At 56.9% G+C, this 19,485-nt stretch carries 17 protein-coding genes and 1 riboswitch; of the genes, 7 read left to right on the forward strand and 10 right to left on the reverse strand.

The window, feature by feature from the left end:
• Positions 1–13: 13 nt before the first annotated feature.
• The 4 genes from hslU to argS form a co-directional block, all read right to left on the reverse strand.
• Positions 14–1,342 carry an ATP-dependent protease ATPase subunit HslU gene (hslU, locus tag ABD827_RS08975; protein ID WP_344964233.1) on the reverse strand — a complete coding sequence of 443 codons (1,329 nt, stop codon included), beginning with the start codon at positions 1,340–1,342 and terminating at the stop codon, positions 14–16.
• 48 nt (positions 1,343–1,390) lie between these two features.
• Positions 1,391–1,921, reverse strand: a complete 531-nt coding sequence (hslV, locus tag ABD827_RS08980) for an ATP-dependent protease subunit HslV (protein ID WP_344964235.1) — start codon at positions 1,919–1,921, stop codon at positions 1,391–1,393.
• A gap of 81 nt (positions 1,922–2,002) precedes the next feature.
• A complete protein-coding gene (locus ABD827_RS08985; protein ID WP_344964238.1) occupies positions 2,003–2,587 on the reverse strand; it encodes an SPOR domain-containing protein in 585 nt (194 codons plus the stop codon).
• Between the two features lie 3 nt (positions 2,588–2,590).
• The gene (argS, locus tag ABD827_RS08990) at positions 2,591–4,345 is read right to left on the reverse strand and encodes an arginine--tRNA ligase (RefSeq protein WP_344964239.1); all 1,755 of its coding nucleotides are present in this window, start codon (positions 4,343–4,345) and stop codon (positions 2,591–2,593) included.
• Positions 4,346–4,510: 165 nt separating this feature from the next.
• Between argS and ABD827_RS08995 the strand changes: the two genes are divergently transcribed.
• Positions 4,511–5,101: an LON peptidase substrate-binding domain-containing protein gene (locus ABD827_RS08995; protein WP_344964241.1), complete on the forward strand. Its 591-nt coding sequence runs from the start codon at positions 4,511–4,513 to the stop codon at positions 5,099–5,101.
• A 2-nt stretch (positions 5,102–5,103) separates the two neighbouring features.
• Here ABD827_RS08995 and priA read toward each other — a convergent pair whose 3' ends face one another.
• A complete protein-coding gene (gene priA, locus ABD827_RS09000; protein ID WP_344964243.1) occupies positions 5,104–7,302 on the reverse strand; it encodes a primosomal protein N' in 2,199 nt (732 codons plus the stop codon).
• Positions 7,303–7,444: 142 nt separating this feature from the next.
• Here priA and rpmE point away from each other — a divergent pair, with 142 nt between their 5' ends.
• From rpmE to ABD827_RS09015, 3 genes are all read left to right on the forward strand, one after another.
• Positions 7,445–7,660, forward strand: coding sequence for a 50S ribosomal protein L31 (gene rpmE / locus ABD827_RS09005; RefSeq protein ID WP_298721801.1), 216 nt, complete (start codon positions 7,445–7,447; stop codon positions 7,658–7,660).
• A 113-nt stretch (positions 7,661–7,773) separates the two neighbouring features.
• Complete coding sequence (locus ABD827_RS09010) at positions 7,774–8,526, forward strand: thermonuclease family protein (protein WP_344964246.1); 753 nt, start codon at positions 7,774–7,776, stop codon at positions 8,524–8,526.
• Between the two features lie 117 nt (positions 8,527–8,643).
• The gene (locus ABD827_RS09015) at positions 8,644–9,888 is read left to right on the forward strand and encodes a malic enzyme-like NAD(P)-binding protein (protein ID WP_298721807.1); all 1,245 of its coding nucleotides are present in this window, start codon (positions 8,644–8,646) and stop codon (positions 9,886–9,888) included.
• A 120-nt stretch (positions 9,889–10,008) separates the two neighbouring features.
• On the opposite strand, the gene trmA is transcribed toward ABD827_RS09015, so the two are convergent.
• Entirely contained in the window at positions 10,009–11,106 is a 1,098-nt protein-coding gene (gene trmA / locus ABD827_RS09020) for a tRNA (uridine(54)-C5)-methyltransferase TrmA (protein ID WP_344964247.1), read from the reverse strand.
• A gap of 142 nt (positions 11,107–11,248) precedes the next feature.
• On the opposite strand from trmA, the gene ABD827_RS09025 reads away from it, so the two are divergent.
• Positions 11,249–11,776, forward strand: a complete 528-nt coding sequence (locus ABD827_RS09025; RefSeq protein WP_298721813.1) for an ATP--cob(I)alamin adenosyltransferase — start codon at positions 11,249–11,251, stop codon at positions 11,774–11,776.
• A 51-nt stretch (positions 11,777–11,827) separates the two neighbouring features.
• Here ABD827_RS09025 and ABD827_RS09030 read toward each other — a convergent pair whose 3' ends face one another.
• The 3 genes from ABD827_RS09030 to ABD827_RS09040 all read right to left on the reverse strand — a co-directional run bounded on the left by ABD827_RS09030 (position 11,828) and on the right by ABD827_RS09040 (position 15,012).
• Positions 11,828–12,760 (reverse strand): hypothetical protein, encoded by a 933-nt coding sequence (locus tag ABD827_RS09030; protein WP_344964249.1) that lies wholly within the window; start codon positions 12,758–12,760, stop codon positions 11,828–11,830.
• 533 nt (positions 12,761–13,293) lie between these two features.
• Complete coding sequence (locus tag ABD827_RS09035; protein ID WP_298721819.1) at positions 13,294–13,662, reverse strand: hypothetical protein; 369 nt, start codon at positions 13,660–13,662, stop codon at positions 13,294–13,296.
• A gap of 9 nt (positions 13,663–13,671) precedes the next feature.
• Complete coding sequence (locus tag ABD827_RS09040) at positions 13,672–15,012, reverse strand: sulfite oxidase (protein ID WP_344964251.1); 1,341 nt, start codon at positions 15,010–15,012, stop codon at positions 13,672–13,674.
• A 181-nt stretch (positions 15,013–15,193) separates the two neighbouring features.
• Positions 15,194–15,397, forward strand: a riboswitch (cobalamin riboswitch).
• A 37-nt stretch (positions 15,398–15,434) separates the two neighbouring features.
• Between ABD827_RS09040 and ABD827_RS09045 the strand changes: the two genes are divergently transcribed.
• The gene (locus ABD827_RS09045; RefSeq protein WP_344964253.1) at positions 15,435–17,240 is read left to right on the forward strand and encodes a TonB-dependent receptor domain-containing protein; all 1,806 of its coding nucleotides are present in this window, start codon (positions 15,435–15,437) and stop codon (positions 17,238–17,240) included.
• A 349-nt stretch (positions 17,241–17,589) separates the two neighbouring features.
• Positions 17,590–18,420 (forward strand): glutamate racemase, encoded by an 831-nt coding sequence (gene murI / locus ABD827_RS09050; RefSeq protein ID WP_344964255.1) that lies wholly within the window; start codon positions 17,590–17,592, stop codon positions 18,418–18,420.
• Between the two features lie 24 nt (positions 18,421–18,444).
• Here the strand turns inward: murI and ABD827_RS09055 are convergent, their stop codons facing one another.
• Positions 18,445–18,915, reverse strand: a complete 471-nt coding sequence (locus tag ABD827_RS09055) for an RNA recognition motif domain-containing protein (protein WP_344964257.1) — start codon at positions 18,913–18,915, stop codon at positions 18,445–18,447.
• Positions 18,916–19,485 lie beyond the last annotated feature (570 nt).

The following is a 19,485-nucleotide window of genomic DNA, read 5'->3' on the forward strand; positions in this document are numbered from 1 at the left end:
TCTGCAGGTTGGGTTAGAGGATATAGCGGCTCAGATCTTCGTCTTCGACCAGGTTCTTGAGGTAACGATCCACATAGTCTTCGTCTACCAGAATGGAGTCACCGGACTTGTCGGACGCCTCGAAGGACAGCTCGTCCAGCAGCCGCTCCATGATGGTGTGCAACCGGCGAGCACCGATGTTTTCGGTGGTCTCGTTCACGCGCCAGGCGGCTTCGGCCAGACGGCGAATACCGGCCTTGGTGAAGTCGACGGTCACGTTTTCGGTGGCCAGCAGCGCCTTGTACTGCTCGGTCAGCGAGGCGTTGGGCTCGGTGAGAATGCGCTCGAAGTCATCGGTATTCAGCGAGTCCAGCTCGACCCGAATGGGCAGGCGACCCTGCAGCTCGGGGATCAGATCCGACGGCTTGGCGACCTGGAAGGCGCCGGAGGCGATAAACAGCATATGATCGGTGCGCACCATGCCGTGCTTGGTGTTGACGGAGCTGCCTTCAATCAGCGGCAGCAGATCCCGTTGCACCCCTTCACGGGACACATCGGGGCCGGAGCTTTCGCCGCGTTTACAGATTTTGTCGAACTCGTCGATGAACACGATGCCCTGGTTTTCCACCGCGTGAATGGCCTGTTCTTTCAGCTCTTCCGGATTCAGCAGCTTGGCGGCTTCCTCCTCGATCAGCAGCTTGACGGCGTCCTTGATTTTCATCTTGCGCTGTTTGCTGGTGTTGCCGGACAGGTTCTGGAACATGCCCTGCAGCTGGTTGGTCATCTCTTCCATGCCGGGCGGCGACATGATCTCCACGCCCATTTGCGGGGCCGAGACATTGATTTCGATTTCTTTGTCGTCCAGCTGGCCTTCACGCAGCTTCTTGCGGAAGATCTGCCGGCTGCTGCTGTTGTCGGCCTTCTCTTCTTCGCCCCAGGTGTTGCGCGGGTTGGGCAGTAGGGCATCCAGCACCCGTTCTTCCGCCGCCTCTTCGGCGCGGTGACGGAATTTTTCCATCTCCTGCTCGCGGGTCATCTTCATGGCGATATCGGTCAAATCGCGGATGATGGTGTCTACTTCCTTGCCGACGTAGCCGACTTCGGTGAACTTGGTCGCTTCTACCTTGATGAAGGGAGCGTTGGCCAGCTTGGCCAGACGACGGGCGATTTCGGTTTTGCCGACCCCGGTCGGGCCTATCATCAGAATGTTCTTGGGGGTAACTTCCTGGCGCAGATCGGGGGTCAGTTGCATACGACGCCAGCGGTTACGCAGGGCAATGGCCACGGCGCGTTTGGCCGCAGCCTGGCCGACGATATGGCGATCCAGCTCGTGGACGATTTCTCTTGGGGTCATATCAGACATAATCAAATCCTGTGGTGCGGGCAGGCTTGCCACCTGCCCGAAAGCAAATCAGTGGCCGTAATCCAGCTCTTCGACGGTCAGGTTACCATTGGTAAAGACGCAGATGTCGCCGGCAATGGTCAGCGCCTTTTCGACGATGTCATGCGCTTCCAGCTCGGTATTTTCCAGCAGGGCGCGAGCGGCGGACTGGGCGAAGGAGCCGCCGGAACCAATGGCGATCAGATCCTGTTCGGGCTGCACCACGTCGCCGTTACCGGTAATGATGAAGGAGTTCTTGTCGTCGGCCACCGCCAGCAGGGCCTCTAATCGGCGCAGGCTGCGGTCGGTTCGCCAGTCTTTGGCCAGCGCCACGGCGGCGCGTTCCAGGTTGCCCTGATGCGCCTGCAGCTTGGCTTCAAAGCGTTCCAGCAGGGTAAAGGCGTCGGCGGTGCCACCGGCAAAACCGGCCAGTACCTTGCCGTTAAACAGGCGGTGTACCTTGCGGGCATTGCCTTTCATGACGGTGTTGCCCAGGGAAACCTGGCCATCGCCGCCGATAACCACTTTGCCGTTACGGCGAACTGAAACGATCGTTGTCACTAAAAACCTCACTTGACGGTGTAGCCAGCCTGGCTGGCAGAAATGTCATTAACAACGAAATGGGGACGGCAGCGAGCGAGATCAACCCTCCCAGAACCAGATTGCACAATCACTCACGGCTTTTGCCTTGATCAGCTTGTGTTTGTGCTGCTCTGCCAGTCGTTTGCTATCGTAAGGCCCCAGGATCACGCGGTGCCAGGAGCTGCCGCTTTTATGGCGAACCTGAGCCACCAGCCCCTGAAAGGCAATTTTGGCTTTCAGTTGCTCGGCCTGGGCCGAGGAGCGGAAAGAGCCGCATTGCATCAGGTAAGGCCGGGTCGACTCTTCCGCCTCCGGCACATTGACCACCACTTCCTTGTTTTCCAGCTGCTCGATATAGCGCCATTTTTCCACCGGTTTCTGATCGATGGGATTCACCGGTTTGGGCGGTGCCTGGGTATGAGTAACAGCCGGAGGCGGCTCCGGGCGGCGATGGTCGGCGGCGCCCTTGATGATGGAAATCAGGTAGCCCAGGGCGCCTGCCAGCATCAGTATCAGTATGATGGCCAGCCAGGGAACGCGTCGCTGTGGTGCGCGGCTGCGACTGCCGCCCCGGGCGGGGCGGCTGTTGCTTTTGCCTTTACTTGTGCTTTTGGGCTTGCTGCGCCGGACGTAATCCCTGGGCATGGGTTACATGCGCTCCATGGTGTCGATGCCGAGCAGCGACAGGCCCTGCTTCAGTACCTTGGCGGTAGCCGCACACAGGCGCAGGCGGCTGGCCCGCTCTTCGGCGCTGACACCCTCCTTGTTGATGGGGCAGGCTTCATAGAAGCTCATGAAGGCGCCGGACAGCTCGTACAGATACAGACACATCAGGTGCGGCAGGCCCTTGTCGGCCACCGATTTCACGGTGTCGTTGAACTGCACCAGTTTCTGGGCCAGGGCTTCTTCGGCCGGGGCCTGAATGCTGATTTGGCCCTGCAGGGCATCGGCGGTGACGCCGGCCTTGCGGAAGATGGACTGCACCCGGGTATAGGCATACTGCAGATACGGCGCTGTATTGCCCTCGAACGACAGCATGTTGTCCCAGTCGAAGATGTAATCGGTGGTGCGGCTCTTGGACAGATCTGCGTATTTCACCGCGGCCATGGCGACCCGGCTGACGACCTGCTGTTTTTCTGCGTCGCTGAGGCCGGTGTCTTTCTTCGCCAGCAGGGCGGCGGCGCGTTCTTCCGCCTCGTTGAGCAGGTCCACCAGCTTGATGGTACCGCCGGAGCGGGTCTTGAACGGACGACCGTCCTTGCCCAGCATCATGCCGAAGGCGTGATGCTCCAGGCTGACCGAGTCGGGAATGTAGCCGGCCTTGCGCACTATGTTCCAGGCCTGCATCAGATGCTGGTGCTGGCGGGAGTCGATGAAGTACAGCACCCGGTCGGCGCCCAGCTGCTCGTAACGGTATTTGGCACAGGCGATGTCGGTGGTGGTGTAGAGGTAGCCGCCGTCCTTCTTGCGGATGATGACGCCCATGGGGTCACCGTCCTTGTTCTTGTACTCGTCCAGATAGACCACGATGGCGCCTTCGTCTTCTACCGCCAGCCCTTTTTGCTGCAGATCGGCGACGATGGGTGCCAGCATGGTGTTGTACATGCTCTCGCCCATGACGTTGGCCGGGCTCAGCGACACGTTGAGTCGGTCGTAAACCTGCTGGTTATGCAGCAGGGTAATGTCGACCAGTTTCTGCCACATGGCCAGACAATAGGCGTCGCCACCCTGCAACTTCACCACGTAGCCCCGGGCACGTTCGGCAAAGTCCGGATCCGCGTCATATTGCTGCTTGGACTCGCGGTAGAACTGTTCCAGATCCGACAGGCCGGAAGACAGCACGTCCGGATTTTCCTGCTCCAGTTTTTCCAGGTAGGCGATCAGCATGCCGAACTGGGTGCCCCAGTCGCCGATGTGGTTGGCCCGAATCACCTTGTGACCGAGAAACTCCAGGGTGCGCACCACGGCGTCGCCGATAATGGTGGAGCGCAGGTGACCCACGTGCATTTCCTTGGCCACGTTGGGGGCCGAGTAATCCACCACCACGGTTTGCGGCTGCTCTACCACCGGTACGTTGGCGCGTTCGTCGGCGACCATGGCGTCTATCTGACGTGCCAGCCAGTCGCTGTCGAGAAAGAAGTTGATGAAGCCGGGACCGGCCAGCTCGGTCTTGGCCACCAGCTCGGAGGTGGGCAGGTTGTCGACCAGCAGCTGGGCCAGGGCGCGGGGGTTTTGTCCGGCGGGCTTGGCCAGCAGCAAGGCCAGATTGGTGGCCAGATCTCCGTGAGCCTTGTCTTTGGTTCGGTCTACCTGGATGCGGGGAGCCAGTTCGGCAGGCAGCTTGCCTTGCTGTTTCAGGATAGAGACCGTCTGCTCAAGCAGCGCTTGAATATGTTCTTTCATTATCAGTTCACCAAATTTAAGACAAGGTTGGAGATAACCCGGGGGAAGAAATTCTACTCATAACGGGTGCAGAAAACTACCGTCAAGGCAAGGCGAGAGTGCCGATTGAAAGTGGAGCGGATAAAAAAGGGTCTTTATGGCTACTTCATAAAGGAGGGATCTGCCATGAAACTGGCGCTGTTACCCCTGACCCTGCATCTGATGCCCGGCGGCAAGGTGCCGCTGCGTATCTTCGAGCAACGTTATATCCGAATGGTAAGCGAGGCGAGCCGAAGCGGAATCGGTTTTGGCATCGGCATGCTGGACGAACGTGACGAGACCGGTCAGAGCGATCTCTTTACGCTCGGTACTCGAGTGAACATCATCGATTTCTATAACCTGGAAGATGGCTTGCTGGGACTGACGGTGGAAGCCGCAGATCGATTTCATATTCTGCAGCTCGAACAGGAGGAAGACGGTTTGTTGCAGGCCGAGGTGGAGTTGCTCGACAACTGGCAGCCCTGCAGCCTGTCACCGACCGAGCAGGTGCTGTCCGATAAGCTGCAGGAAGTCTTTGCCGAATATCCGGAGCTGGCCGAGTTGCATCCCGCGCCCCGGTGGGGGGACGCGGCCTGGGTCACCCAGCGCTGGCTGGAAGTGCTGCCGCTGCAAAGTCGGCAGGCCCAGCAACTGATGGCGGAAGACAGCTGCCAGCCAGCCCTGGGCTTTCTTATTTCGATGCTGACCGCGCCGTCGCAGCCGGAGCAGCGGCACTGAGGTTACCAGAGTTCCACCGGGTCGATATCCAGCGACCAGCGTACCTTGCGCGCCGAGGCCAGGGTGTCGATTAACGCCACCGCCAGGCGACAGGCCGCCGCCAGCTCGCGTCGGTTGCCGGCCTGCAGCAACAGCTGGTAGCGGTATTGCCCGGCCTTACGTTCCATCTGGGCACTAAGTGGCCCCAGACACAGCACCGAAGATGGCAGGCTGGGCAACAACTGTTGCACCAGTTGCTGCAAGAAAGTCTGTACCTGGTCCGCCTGAGTGGCTTGGGCCCGAAACAGTGCCTGAAAGCTGAACGGGGGCAGGGCGGCGGCCTGTCGTTCCTGCAGGGCACTGTGGGCAAAATGGCGATAGCCCTGATTGGCCAGATCCTGCAGCAGCGCGTGTTCCGGCTGATGGGTCTGCAGTACCACCCGGCCCGGCTTGCTGGCCCGTCCGGCCCGGCCCGCCACCTGAATATAAAGCTGGGCAAAACGTTCGGTGGCCCTGAAATCGCTGGCGAACAGGGCGCCGTCCGCATCCAGCATCGCCACCAGAGTGACATCGGGAAAGTGATGGCCCTTGGCCAGCATCTGGGTGCCGATTAAAATCTGATACTTGCCGTTGCGAATGCCTTCCAGATGTTGCTGAAAGCTGCCCTTGCGCCGGGTGTTGTCCCGATCGATGCGAATAATGCCGTACTGGGGAAAGAGTCCGCTCAGGGCCTGCTCGACCTGCTCGGTACCGAGACCGGTGCCCACCAGTTGCCGGCTGTTGCAGCTCGGGCAACTGGGGGGCAGGGGGCGCTGGTGGTCGCAATGGTGACAGTGCAGACGGGAGGAATGCCGGTGCCAGGTATAGTGGGCATCACAGCGTTCGCAGTCGGCCAGCCAGCCGCAGTCGTGACACAAGAGCGCCGGGGCATAGCCGCGCCGGTTCAGGAACAGCATCACCTGATTACCCTTGGCCAGTTCCTGTTCAACCAGCTGAAGCAGCTGGGGCGATAGCCCGGCGTTCATCTGTACATGTTTGCTGTCCAGCAGCAGGTGCTCGGCCACGGTGGCGGTGCCGGGTCGCTGGCTCAGGGTCAGCAACTGATATTTGCCTGCGGCCGCATTGTGCAGACTTTCGAAGCTGGGGGTGGCCGAGCCCAGCACGATGGGAATGTCGAGCTGGCGGGCGCGCAGTAACGCCAGATCCCGGGCGTGATAACGAAAGCCGTCCTGCTGCTTGAAGGAGGTGTCGTGCTCTTCGTCGATAATAATCATCCCCAGCCGGGCGAAGGGGGTCAGCAGGGCCGAGCGGGTGCCGATGACGATGGCGGTGCCGCCATCCCGGCACGACAGCCAGGCATCCAGCCGCTCCCGTTCGTTCATGCCGGAATGCAGGGTGCTGATCGGCAGCTTGAAACGCTGTTGAAAGCGCGAGATGGTTTGCGGAGTCAGGCCGATTTCCGGCACCAGCACCAGCACCTGTTTACCCGACTTTAGTATCGGCTCCATGATCTGCAGATAGACCTCGGTCTTGCCGGAGCCGGTGATGCCTTCCAGCAGAAAGGGGCTGAAACCGTGCGCACTCTGGATCAGGCTGACCGCCAGCGCCTGCTCGGTAGTCAGGCGGGGCTTGTTCTCGTCAGCCACCTCGGTGCCAGTCGTGCGCCAGTCGACGAGGTTCGGCAACTGCTCTCTTTTTTCGATCAGCTGCTTTTTGGCCAGCGCCTGCAGAATGGCACCACTGATACCCCGAACCTCCAGCTCACCGGCGGTCAAGGGCCCCTGGCGTAACAAGGTCAGCGCCTGTTGTTGCTTGACGGCCTGAGCGGAAACGCCGGCCTCGGCATCGAGCAGATGCCAGTAGGCGGTGCTGCGGTAGGCGGCGGCTTCACCCTTGCGCAGCAAGGTCGGCAAGGCCTGAAAATAGACTTCGCCGGGGGCATGCAGATAATATTGTGTCGCCCAGGCCAGCAGCCGGAGTTCGGCCTCGGCCAGTATCGGTTCTTCATCCAATACGGCGCCGATGGACTTGAGTTTGGTGGCATCGATGTCGGAATCGGCGGGGTGAGACAGTACCAGCGCCGTCATGGTTCTGTTGCCAAAAGGCACCGAAACCCGGCAGCCCGGAGCGGGCAACGGCAGGGGGCAGAGGTAATCAAATTCCCGCCGCAATGGAACGGGCAGCGTAACCCGCAGCAAACCTGACTGTGGCGGTATCGACATTGGTGATTTTTCCCCCGTTTGACCTTGCCTGTAAAAAGGCGATCCTATATTATTCGCACCCTTCACAAAACGTGAATCATTCGTGTGGTGTCTGGCACAGGATCAGATAGCGACACGGCCTACAAATTCAGAGGTTGTCCCCATGAAAAACGGTATTCACCCACAATACAGCGAAATTACTGCCAAATGTTCTTGCGGTAACGAGATCAAAGTCGGCTCTACCATGGGTAAAAGCCTGAACCTGGACGTTTGCTCCGCTTGCCACCCGTTTTACACCGGTAAGCAGAAAATGGTTGATAGCGGCGGCCGCGTTGACCGTTTCAACAAGCGCTTCGGCGCGCTGTCCAGCAGCAAATAAGCGATATTCATCGCAAGAAAAGGCGCCTCAGGGCGCCTTTTTTATTGCGCGCAACTTGTGAATGGCGCCGATGTTTCCCATGGTTATGGCAGTTTTTTGTGTCGGGAAGCGAAATGAAGCCATGGCTCTGGCTGTTGATCATGGGAGGGTGGCCGCCGATGGTGGTGGCAACATGCCCCAAACCACCGGCAGACGAAACCGTAACAGTTCGGCATATTGTAGATGGTGACACTGTCATATTGCAGAACGGTAGAGTAATCCGCTTTATCGGCATCGATACGCCAGAATTCAATAAACACAGTAAATTAGCGGCGGAATTCGGGGCCGATGCAGCCCGGCGCTGGCTGCAGAATAAAATCCCGAAAGGGAGTCGCTTGAAACTGGTTTTTGGTGTTGAAAGGCGTGATGATTATGGACGCTGGCTGGCTCATCCACTGACGGTTAACGGCGATTTGCTGGTAACCGCCATGCTCGAGCAGGGGCTGGGGCCCCTGCTGCTGATTCCGCCCAACGATGATTACTGGCGGTGCTGGCTGGCAGCCGAGCAGCGGGCTCGCCAACACCGTCTGGGAGTATGGCAAGCGCCGTTGACCGACGTTTCCTCCGGTGGCTGGCAACTGTTGCAGACCAGGGTGGTACAACCCTGGCCAGGCTCGGGGCGACTGAAGCTCGAGCTGGAAGGCCCGCTGACCGTGATGGCCGGCAAGCAGTTGCCGGCGGCGGCACGCGCTAGCTTGAAGAAGCTGCGGCGAGGAGACCGGCTGTTTATTCGTGGCCGGGTTCGTGCCAGCCCCGGTGGTCGACAACATGGCCGACAGTTATTGTGGTTGAATCATCCCTGGCAATTTTACCAGGTAGAGCAATGAATTTTTGCTAGGCAAGGGTGAATAAGTTGACTACTATCACATTGTATAAACATTGTGATAAACTTGTTCACACTTAAATCGTATAAATGTCAACAATCGCATCAGGGTACTCGTAGAATGACCGACTTCCGTCAAAAAGCGCTCGATTATCATGCCTTACCTACACCGGGTAAGATCTCCGTTGAAATCAGCAAGCCGGCTGAAACCGCCAAGGATCTCGCCTTAGCCTACAGCCCGGGTGTGGCCGAGCCGGTGCGCGAAATCGCCGCCGATCCCGACAACGCTTACAAATATACCGCCAAGGGTAACCTGGTTGCCGTTATCACCAACGGTACCGCCATTCTGGGGCTGGGTAACCTGGGCCCGCTGGCCTCCAAGCCGGTAATGGAAGGCAAGGCGCTGCTGTTCAAGCGTTTCGCCAACCTCGACTCCGTGGATATCGAAGTCAAGCACCGTACCACCGAAGAATTTATTCAGACCGTGGCCGCCATTGCCGATACCTTCGGTGGCATCAACCTGGAAGATATCAAGGCACCCGAGTGTTTTGAAATCGAAAAGGCGCTGATCGAACGCTGCAACATCCCCGTGTTCCACGATGACCAGCACGGTACCGCTATCGTGACCGCGGCCGGCATGATCAACGCCCTGGACGTTCAGGGTAAAGACATCGCCGAAGCACGCGTGGTGTGTATGGGTGCCGGCGCCGCCGCCGTTGCCTGTATGGAACTGCTGATCAAGTGTGGCGCCCAGCGCGAAAACATCTACATGCTGGACCGCAAGGGTGTGATCCACACTCGTCGTGACGATCTGAACGAATACAAGGCGCTGTTTGCCAACAACACCGACAAGCGCACCCTGGAAGACGTGATCACCGACGCCGATGTATTCGTCGGTGTTTCCGGTCCCGACGTACTGCCGGCCGAAGCCGTTGCACTGATGGCGCCGAACCCGGTTATCTTTGCCTGCTCCAACCCGGATCCGGAAATCAAGCCCGAGCTGGCTCATTCCGTACGCCAGGATCTGGTGATGGGTACCGGTCGTTCCGACTACCCGAACCAGGTGAACAACGTGCTGTGCTTCCCGTTCATCTTCCGTGGTGCCCTGGACGTTCGCGCTTCCTGTATCAACGACGAGATGAAAGTTGCTGCCGTTGACGCCATCCGCGCACTGGCCAAAGAGCCGGTACCGCAGGAAGTGCTGAATGCTTCCGGTTACGATGCGCTGACGTTCGGTAAGGACTACGTGATTCCCAAGCCGATGGACCCGCGTCTGCTGCCTCGCGTCGCCCGCGCCGTGGCCGTGGCTGCCGTGGAATCCGGTGTGGCTCGCATCAGCCTGCCAGAAAACTACATGCTGGATTGATTCCGGACATGACATGAAAAAGGGGAGCTTCGGCTCCCCTTTTTGCTGTTCAGGCTGTAAGGAGTGAAACGTGAGGGGTAAGGAGAGCCTCCTTACCCCTCACTCCTCACCTCTTACCCCTCACTTGCGAGTCAGGTAGACCCCGGCTTCCATGTGATGGGTATAGGGGAACTGATCGAACAGGGCGAAGCGACTGATGTCGTGCGTCTGTGACAGGGTGTCCAGATTCTGGCGCAGAGTGTCGGGGTTGCAGGAGATGTAGACGATGTTGTCGTATTCCTGCACCAGTTTGACGGTTTCCTCGTCCAGTCCGGCCCGGGGTGGATCCACCAGTATGGTGTTGCACTCATAGCTGGCGAGATCGATGCCCTGCAGGCGGCGAAACTCGCGCACGCCGCGCATGGCCTGAGTGAATTCTTCCGCCGACATGCGCAGTATGGTCACGTTGTCGATAGTGTTGGCGGCAATGTTGTACTGGGCCGACTTGACCGAAGAGCTGGAGATTTCGGTGGCCAGTACCCGGCGGAAGTTGGCGGCCAGCGCCAGCGAGAAGTTGCCGTTGCCGCAATACAGCTCCAGCAGATCGCCGCTGGCTCCCTGGGTGGCCTCCACGGCCCAGCTCAGCATTCGCTCGTTCATGCGGCCATTGGGCTGAGTAAAGCTGTTCTCCACCTGCTGGTAGACCAGTTCCTTGCCGGCTACCTGCAGTTTTTCCACCACATAGTCCTGGCCTACCACCCATTTCTGTTTCTTGGCCCGGCCTATGATGCTGGCGGTGATGCCCTGCTGTTGCAGTTGTGCCTGCACGCCCTGTACGGCGCTGTGCCAGGCATCGTCCAGCTGGCGATGATAGAGCAGGCTAATCACCAGCTCGCCGCTCAATGATGACAGAAAGTCGACCTGAAACAGCTTGCGGCGCAGCGCGGGATCGGGCTTGAGCGCGTCCAGCAGCAGCGGCATGGCCCGGTTGATCAGGGTTGAAGCGGCAGGAAACTGGTCGACCCGATATTTCTCTCGAGTGGCCTGATCAAACATGATGTAGTAGAGATCTTCATCCTGATGCCAGACCCTGAACTCGGCGCGCATGCGGTAATGTTCGGGCTCGGAGGCAAACACGTCCAGCGTCGGTGCGGTAAAGGGCGCGAAGATTTCCCGAAGCCGGTCGGCCTTTTCATCCAACTGTGCCTGGTAGGTTTGCGGGGTGACCACTGTGCTCATGAGTTGCCTCTCTGTAAAACGAAGCGCAAATTCTACGGCCTGCGGCGAATTTGTCCAGTTATCGGGCGGCGGTCTGGTGCTCGCAAGGAGCTTTTGCCAGACTGCAGCCTTTGCTAACGGAATGAAACAAAAGGAAATGGCGATGCGCCGTAAAAAACCGGAAGATCTGCGGGAATGGTGTTATCCCTTTATCTTCGAGACCCGACTGACCTGCGATTATGAAATTCTTACCGACGAGCTGTGCTGTCATATCGGTGTGGTGCTGTCGATGCTGCCTCAAGGGTTTGACGACATTCGACATGATCTGGAGCAGCTACAACCGCTGATCTATAACCTTAACGGTTCGGTCAGGGGCAAGAACGGCATTTTCGAGCGGGATATCGAGTGGCTGAAAGCGCGATATAGTCACTATCAGCAGGAAACGGCAGGGCGAGTCACCGGCTTCGTGCTGCCGAGAGGACCGGCCCCGGTGCCGCAGTTGCATTTGTGTCGTTGTACCGGCAAGAAAATAGTGCGCATGCTGGTAAGGCTGGAACAAGAGGGCAGGACGTTCGATGAAACCCTGCCCCGTTTTGCCAATGTGCTGGCCAACTTCTTCTTCGTATTGACCGTGGCCATCAAGGATCGGCTGGGCACCGAAGAGGTGCCCTATATCAGCATCAATTACTGAGCGGATACCGATGTTATCTGTCGGGTTATAGCTGGCCGCTATCGATGGTTGTTATCCGGCCAGCGCCTGAGCCAGTTGCTGATCGAAGTCCCGCCGCTGCTGGCTATCGAGCTTTTCGCGGATTTGCTGTTCCAGACGGCGGACCTTGTGTTCAAAGCCCCAGCGACTCAGGGTATTCAGATCTTCAACTGCCTTTGGCAATTCCAGTTTGTCGCCGTCAATCTGCTGATACTTGGCCATCAGTTGTTTGGCCTGCAGCAGACGGACAGACAATTTGCGCGTCAGCGGAAATTCATGGCTCACCTGCTCTCCACTGGCGTTGACTGCACTCAGGGTCAGCATGCCTGGTGCCGTATCGCCATCCATCAAAGACAGCAGGTCTACCAACAACAGACCGTTTTCATCCGTTTCCAGCGAGGCAATGTTGGCATCAAGGGCGGCCGTCAAGTTGAACTGGCGTAGTGGCGACTCGATTTTCTCGATCTTTTGATCGATCACCTCACGCTCGGGTGTGCCCAGCATCTTTTTCTCGCTTCGGGCCTGGCTTTCGATATTCATGAAGGGGTTGATGCCGGAGACTCCATTGGCCAGCAGATCCTTGGTCATCACGTCTGGCAGCATGCCAAAGAAAGGCAGCACATCGGCTATCGACAAGACGATGCCGCCTGCCGTCATGATGATGCCGCCCGGAAACTCATACAGCTCGCGCAAGGGCTGGTAGGGAGTATAAACATCGAGTGTTTTATTGACCGAGTAGGTGGTGACATTAAAGGACTCCTGCTCGATCACGCTGAAACCGGGCGATGGTTGATCAATAAACCTTTGGTTAACTCCTTGAACCTGAAAGGAATAGTCCTGACGAGCCGACTCCCGATCCATATCCATGGAGTTAACGATTTCTGCGGGTAAATGGTTGGCGCAACCGGTCAGCCCGGCGAGCAGCATGCCGGCGGCTGCCGTTTTTACCAGAGTATGTGATGACACGTCATGTTCCTTTTTTATATTGGTCAGTGCTTATATGTCTTGGCGGCAACAGGATAAGCCTAAGTAACCCCGCATAACTTGTGTGGTTCTGTCGTCATTCCCGCGCGCCCTCTCTTGTCATTCCCGCGAAGGCGGGAATCCAGGGCCTGTAGCGCAGATTTGCCAGCCTGCGCTTCTTCTGTAAAGACACTGGACCCCCGCCTTCGCGAGGGTGACGAGAAAGAAAAACCAGCCCCAGCATCCACATAAGTTATGAGATATTGCTTATGATGAAACACCGGCCGTGCCGGCCAGCACCGGGGCGATAGCGTTAATACATTCCAGGTGCTGCCCGTCAAGGCGAGTTGCCAGCGAGTGCGTTTTTGAAGCGACTGTTGCCGGAAAATTCGAAGGAGTATATCGGCCCAGGCGCCGGGTTTCTTTAGCGCCAGAAGTGGGATAAAACGAATAGCCAAAACAAAAAGGCCGCCGGGCCATGGGGCGCGGCGGCGTTGTTTTTGGTTACCGGTATTCGCCGGGTGGCGCTTGCGTGATTAATCCGCCTTGGCGGGTTGGCTATAGGGGTTTTCTGGCCGTTGATCGGCTCGTAGCGGTGGGCGACGCGCGCCTTCTTTCGGACCGTATGCGCTACTCAAGTAAGTCAGAATAGTGTCCTCGGTATTGGCATCGAACGGCCACAACCCCTGCTTGTCCTGCATCCAGCGGATCAGTGACAGCCAGTGTTCGCGGCTGCCGCTGTTCTGGGTGACCAGTTTTGCGGAGTGGCAGGCGGTACAGTTGTTGCGTACCGTTTCCCAGCCGGGGGCGATAATAAAGCCGGTTTGCGGATCCAGCTCGGCGGCCAGCGCCGGCGTAGAAGACAGACCCAGCAGTAACAAACTCAAGGCAACAGGATGTGCCATCACGTCCTCCTAGACAATTTGTACCGCGATACGGTGACAGGCGTTGTTGAGGTACCCTCTGGGGTTCCAGCCCGGTACCACCATGGGTTGTGCCTTGCCTTCGCTGTCGACGGCTCTGGCCCAGATTTCGTAATAGCCTTTTTCCGAAAAGCTCAGCTCGCTGTTCCAGTGTTGCCAGGCCAGACGATTGGCCGGGGCTTTTAGATCCGCCTTTTGCCAGGTAACGCCAAAGTCGATGGAAACATGCAGCTCGGTCACTTCCAGATCGCCGGCCCAGGCGTGGCCGCGCACCAGCAGAGACTCTCCCTGCGGATGGGTGATGCCGGTTTTGGGGAAGGTGATCAGCGATTTCACCGGCATGGATTCGATGATTTCCATGTCTTCATTAGGTACCTGGGTGCCCGGAGCCACCGGATATTTGGGCACACTATAAGACGGGGCCGCCATCTTGTTGCCATCATGCACCTGATTGCGAACCACGATTTTCTTCAGCCATTTGCCCGACACCGAGCCGGGCCAGCCGCCGCAGACCAGCCGCAACGGGTGACCATTCAGCACCGGAATATCTTCATCATTCATGGCCCAGGCGATCAGGGTTTCGTCTTCCAGTGCCTTTGACATGGGCACGCCACGAGAGATGGCGGCTTTGGCCGGGTCGCCGCTGGGATGAAGATCCGCACCGTAATAACCGATATAGACCGCATCCTGCTTGATGCCGCAGGCTTCCAGCACATCTCTCAGCCGAACACCGGTATAGCGGGGGCAGGCAATGGCCCCGGTTGTCCACTGGTTGCCGCTGGCGGCAGGCACAAATTCACTGCGGCCATTGCCACCACATTCCACCACCAGCTGATAGGTATGATGCTTGAAGCGGGATTTCAGCTCGGCCAGGGTGAAGGTGGTGGGTTTTTCACAAGACTCACCGGCGATCTCCAGGGTCCAGGTGGCCGGGTCCAGCGCCTTCACATTCGGCAGCAGCCCGTTGTTGCGTACAAACATGTGCTTGGCCGGAGTCACCTCGTCATCCAGCAGATGAGGGGGAGTTTCGGCGTTGATCGGTCGGTCGTTGAGAATGGTCAGGCCTTCCTTGCCCGGTATGGAAAACGGTTCGTCGGACTGGGCAAAGGCGGCGGGAATCAGCCCGGCCGGCATGTTGTTGGCGAAGGGAATGCTGGCACCGATGGCGGTGGCCATGGCCAGCAGGCCGCCCCGCTTGAGAAAGCCCCGGCGGCTGCCCGCATCGGTTTCTCGATCCCACACCAGCTCATCGGCTTTGATGGGGTCTTCGGCGTAGAGTTCGTGCAAGCCTCGGCTGGGCTGCTTGTTTTTGCTGTTTGGGTCGTTTGCCATTGTTTCTCTCCTTGGGCGCTGTTGGCGCCGAGCCTGATCCTGAGTGACTGCAGCCTAACAAATAGCCGCATGTTGCCGATATGTAAATCTTGTTTGGTTGCGATCCGCATCATATTAATTTTTATGATGAATTATGCGTATTTGACTACTGCGTGTGCATATACAGTCAAGCCCCCTTTTCCTATAATGCCCCCGCTTTGGTGCCGACAGGCATAAACGGGAATCCGGTGCAAATCCGGAGCTGGCGCGCAGCGGTAAAGAGGAACGAACACGACACGGGTTCATCCCAGGCACTGCCCAATCAAAAATGGGTGGGAAGTCGTCGTCTAGGTGGGCATGGCCCGAGCCTTCAAGCCCGAATACCTGCCAAAGAGCCAATAGGAATGGCCTGTTGGCGATCACTACGCGATTTAGGGAAGAACATGTCCAAAAAGTTGTTGGCAGTAGCCTTGCTGCCATGGGCCGCCTTTGCTCAGAATTCATCAGACTCCACCAATATCACCATCTACAACCGGGTCGAGCAGCCGCTCACCAGCGCCCTGGCCCCGGTTGAAGTGATCACCAAGGCCGAGATCGAACGCCGCCAGCCCCGTTCACTGGTCGACTTGCTCGAAACCCTGCCGGGCATGCAGTTTGGTAGCCAGAATGGGGGTATTGGCCAAAACAGTAGCCTGTTTGTACGCGGGACTAACTCCGATCATGTGCTGGTGCTGCTCAATGGCCGTCCCATGGCGCAGATGGTCAACTCCAACGTTGACTTCAGCCAGTTGCCGGTCAATAACGTGCAGCGTATCGAGTACATTCGTGGCCCCCGCGCCGCCATCTATGGCTCCAAGGCCATCGGTGGCGTGGTCAATATTATTACCACCTCCCAGGTTAATACTGCCCAAGTGGGCGTAACCACCGGCAGCAACGACTACTATGCCGCCGATGTCTCCATTAACCAGTGGGTAACAGACGCCACCCGCCTGCAACTGGCCACCGGTTACAGGGATACTCGTGGTTATGATGTCAAGCCAGCGAATTCTCAGACTGATCGGGATAGCTTCGATAGCAAAAATCTAACTTTAGGGATCGAGCATCAGCTGAATCAGAACTGGACTTGGGATGCCAACTTTAATGGTTGGGAAAATAATCTTGAGTATGATTTCTACGAGCCTGTATGGGGAAGCCCGGGCTCTGATTCCAATCAGACAACAACCTATCAGGTTGATACCGGCATTCGTTATCAGGATGAGTTGCTGAACGGTCAACTGAATGCCAGTTATGGTGAGTACGAGGCGAAAGACTGGAATAAGTTCGCAGGTCACCAGACTACTTCCAATACCAGCACTGCTACCACTCGTATCGATGGTCTGATTCAGTACAGCTATTCCGAGCGCGGCAACGTGCTGGCAGGTATGGATTGGCAACAAGATCACCTACTAGCACGTTCAACGGCAAATATTTCACCTATGCGAGATAACACTGGCGTATTTACTTCGGTATTCCATCGCTGGTCGCCGGTTTCACTGGAGTTGACAGGTCGGGTAGATGATAACGAGCAGTTTGGCACTCATGGTACCTGGCAAAGCGCCATTGGGGTTGAATTACCGGGACAGCATAAAGCATCAGTTAGCTATGGAACTGCCTTCAAGGCACCAACCTTTAGTAATTTGTATGGCTTTGGCGGTAACCTTGAGCTGAATCCTGAAGAATCTGAAAACTGGGAGTTGGGGCTGGGTGGTAATTATAGTCTGCTGGATTGGCAACTGAATTTTTATCGTAACGAAATTGATAATCTGATCGTTTATCAAGGTGGTAACGTTAACTCAACGAAAAACACCGATGCCTTGATCAAAGGGATAGAAGTGGTAGTGAAAGCCGAAACTGGCCTTGTGCATCATACCCTTAGTTACGATTACACCGATGCAAAGGATGGAAATAATGAAGGGCGGCAACTGGCTCGTCGTGCCAAGCGCAAGGCCAGTTGGACCGGCGATATCGATGTAGCCGGCGCCAATTTGTTTGCTCAGGCTTTGTATGTAGGTGAGCGTAACGACAGTGCCTATAGTGACGTTGTAATGCCTTCTTACACCATCTGGAATATCGGCGCCCGTTACCCGCTGACACAGCAACTGACGCTGAACGGCAAGATCAACAACCTGTTCGATAAAGATTATCAGGTGGTAGATGGCTACGACGCCCCAGACATGGAATTCTACGTCGGTGCCGACTATCGCTTCTGAATCTCCAGTCAGCGTGAATTGCTGCCGAATTACCGGTGGCGTGATAGTTTGACAGGAGGGCAAAGGGAACGGCTTCACGACCGAACAAATGCCATGGATGGCATTTGCCGAGCGTACATGGAGCGAGTTCTGCTCGCCGTGACGAATTAAAAAATTTGACCGAACATTGAGTATGTTCGCAGCAGATTTTTTAGTGAGTGGCATTCAGTGAAGCGCGTCGTGAAGTTGGCCCTTTGTCCGACATGCCCTGTGTTGATAGACAGCTTTACTCTATAGCCGGCCTCTGTGCCGGCTTTTTCATGGCCGCTTTTGGCGTTATCATGACGTCCTTGCATAGCGAGGGCTGTCAGTGGCAAACATTCTTATTTTCGACTCCGGTATGGGCGGCCTGTCCGTCTATCGTGAGGTCAGCAAAACCCTGCCGGGTCATCAATACCTGTACCTGTTCGATAACGCCTGCTTCCCCTATGGCGAGCTGAGCGAGTCGCGGCTGGTCGAACGTGTCGTCGAGCTGTTCGAAGCCTTCGTGGCGCGCTACCCCGTCGATACCGCCATTATCGCCTGCAACACCGCCAGCACCCACGTGCTGCCAACACTGCGCGAGCGACTGCACATCCCTGTGGTCGGGGTGGTGCCGGCCATCAAGCCCGCCGCCGAATACAGCCGTCGGCTTCATCAAACTCACTCCTTAGCCGGCGAACCGGGCCATATCGGCCTGCTGGCCACGCCGGGCACCGTGTCTCGCCGCTATACCGCCGAGTTGATCCAGAGCTTTGCCGCCGATCTGCAGGTGTCTTTGCTGGGCACCACAGAGCTGGTGAAAATGGCGGAAGACAAGCTCTCGGGTCAGCCGGTCGACATGCGTCGCCTGGAGCAGATACTGGCGCCCTGGCGTGGGCCGAAAGGGCCGGACACCATAGTGCTGGGTTGCACTCATTTTCCGCTGCTGGCAGACGAAGTAAGCCTCTGTCTTCCCAAGGCCAGGCTTATCGATTCCGGAGCGGCCATCGCTCGTCGAGTCTCCACTTTGTTGTTAGAGGAGACATCTACTCGAAGGGGGGCGGGCTGTCATGATGGGAAGGGACTGCTTTTCTGTACCCGGTTAACGAAAAAGTCCCGGCAGCAGGCCGGGACTTTTACTAACGAAGGCTTCGGTGAGCTCGAGGAATTCAGGCTTTAGGTCTCTCAGAACTCACATCAGGTATCAGGGCTGAGCCTGATCATTACCCTCTTCTTCATCTTTACGCTCATTGGCTTCTCTGACCTTCAACGTACGCTGCTGAAACTCCGAATCGTTAAGCGCCTGCTGGGCGGAATGAGCCGCGTCACTGGGCATCTCCACAAAACCGAAGCCACGGCGCTTGCCGGTGTGTTTGTCTTTCATCAGCCGGACCGATAACACCTGGCCAAAGCCCTCGAACAATGCTCTTACCGACGCCTCGTTGGCCCGGTAGGGCAGATTGCCTACATATAAGGTAGTAGTTGGAATGACTTCAGGCTCGGGGGAGCGGGTGAGCAAGGGGACGATCAGCCCTCCCAGCAGCAAGCCAAGCGCAAAAAGGATGGCGGGAGTCAGTGAAGGCGCAGTCCAGGCAATAAAAAAATAACCGGCCAAGGCCAGCACAAGGGCAAACAAGGCAGACTGAATATAAACAGGATACTGGGATAACTTCATCGGCAGTCCAATCTCAAAGTGGATGAATATGTAGGGTATGTGAGCCTATGAACAATAGAGTCCATGTCATCGATAACAGCATAGCTTCAATTGAGCTATGTAGAGTAATGATGGAGTGCGGCAAGCGCCATAAATGTGATCTTGAATCCTTAAATTCCTCACCACTGCTCGATAAATGACCGCAAAGATAATTATGATGCCTCCCTGTGTGAGTAACTCTGTGGTTAAGCTGTGTTTTTGCTGGGTGTTTAGGCTGTTGGCCACCAAAGGCCTGTTTTTGTCAAAAAAGCCCTTGCGCAAAATCCGCGGTTCCCTATAATGCGCATCCACTGACACGGGGCAACACGCCAACGGTCACAAGGGTTTGAGAGACAGAAAATTAAGTCGCTTTAAACGCTTGACGAACAACACGGAATGCGTAGAATACGCATCCCTGACCTGGACAAGGTCAACGCTCTTTAACAATATATCAAGCAAACTGTGTGGGCACTCGCAGGCAGTTGGGAAACAAAAAATATTGTTTTTCAATGTCTTGTCGAAGTGCACTAGAAATAGCAAAACTTCAGTAAT

Origin of the sequence: Oceanisphaera sediminis (assembly GCF_039539745.1) — a bacterium.
Classification (GTDB): domain Bacteria; phylum Pseudomonadota; class Gammaproteobacteria; order Enterobacterales; family Aeromonadaceae; genus Oceanimonas; species Oceanimonas sediminis.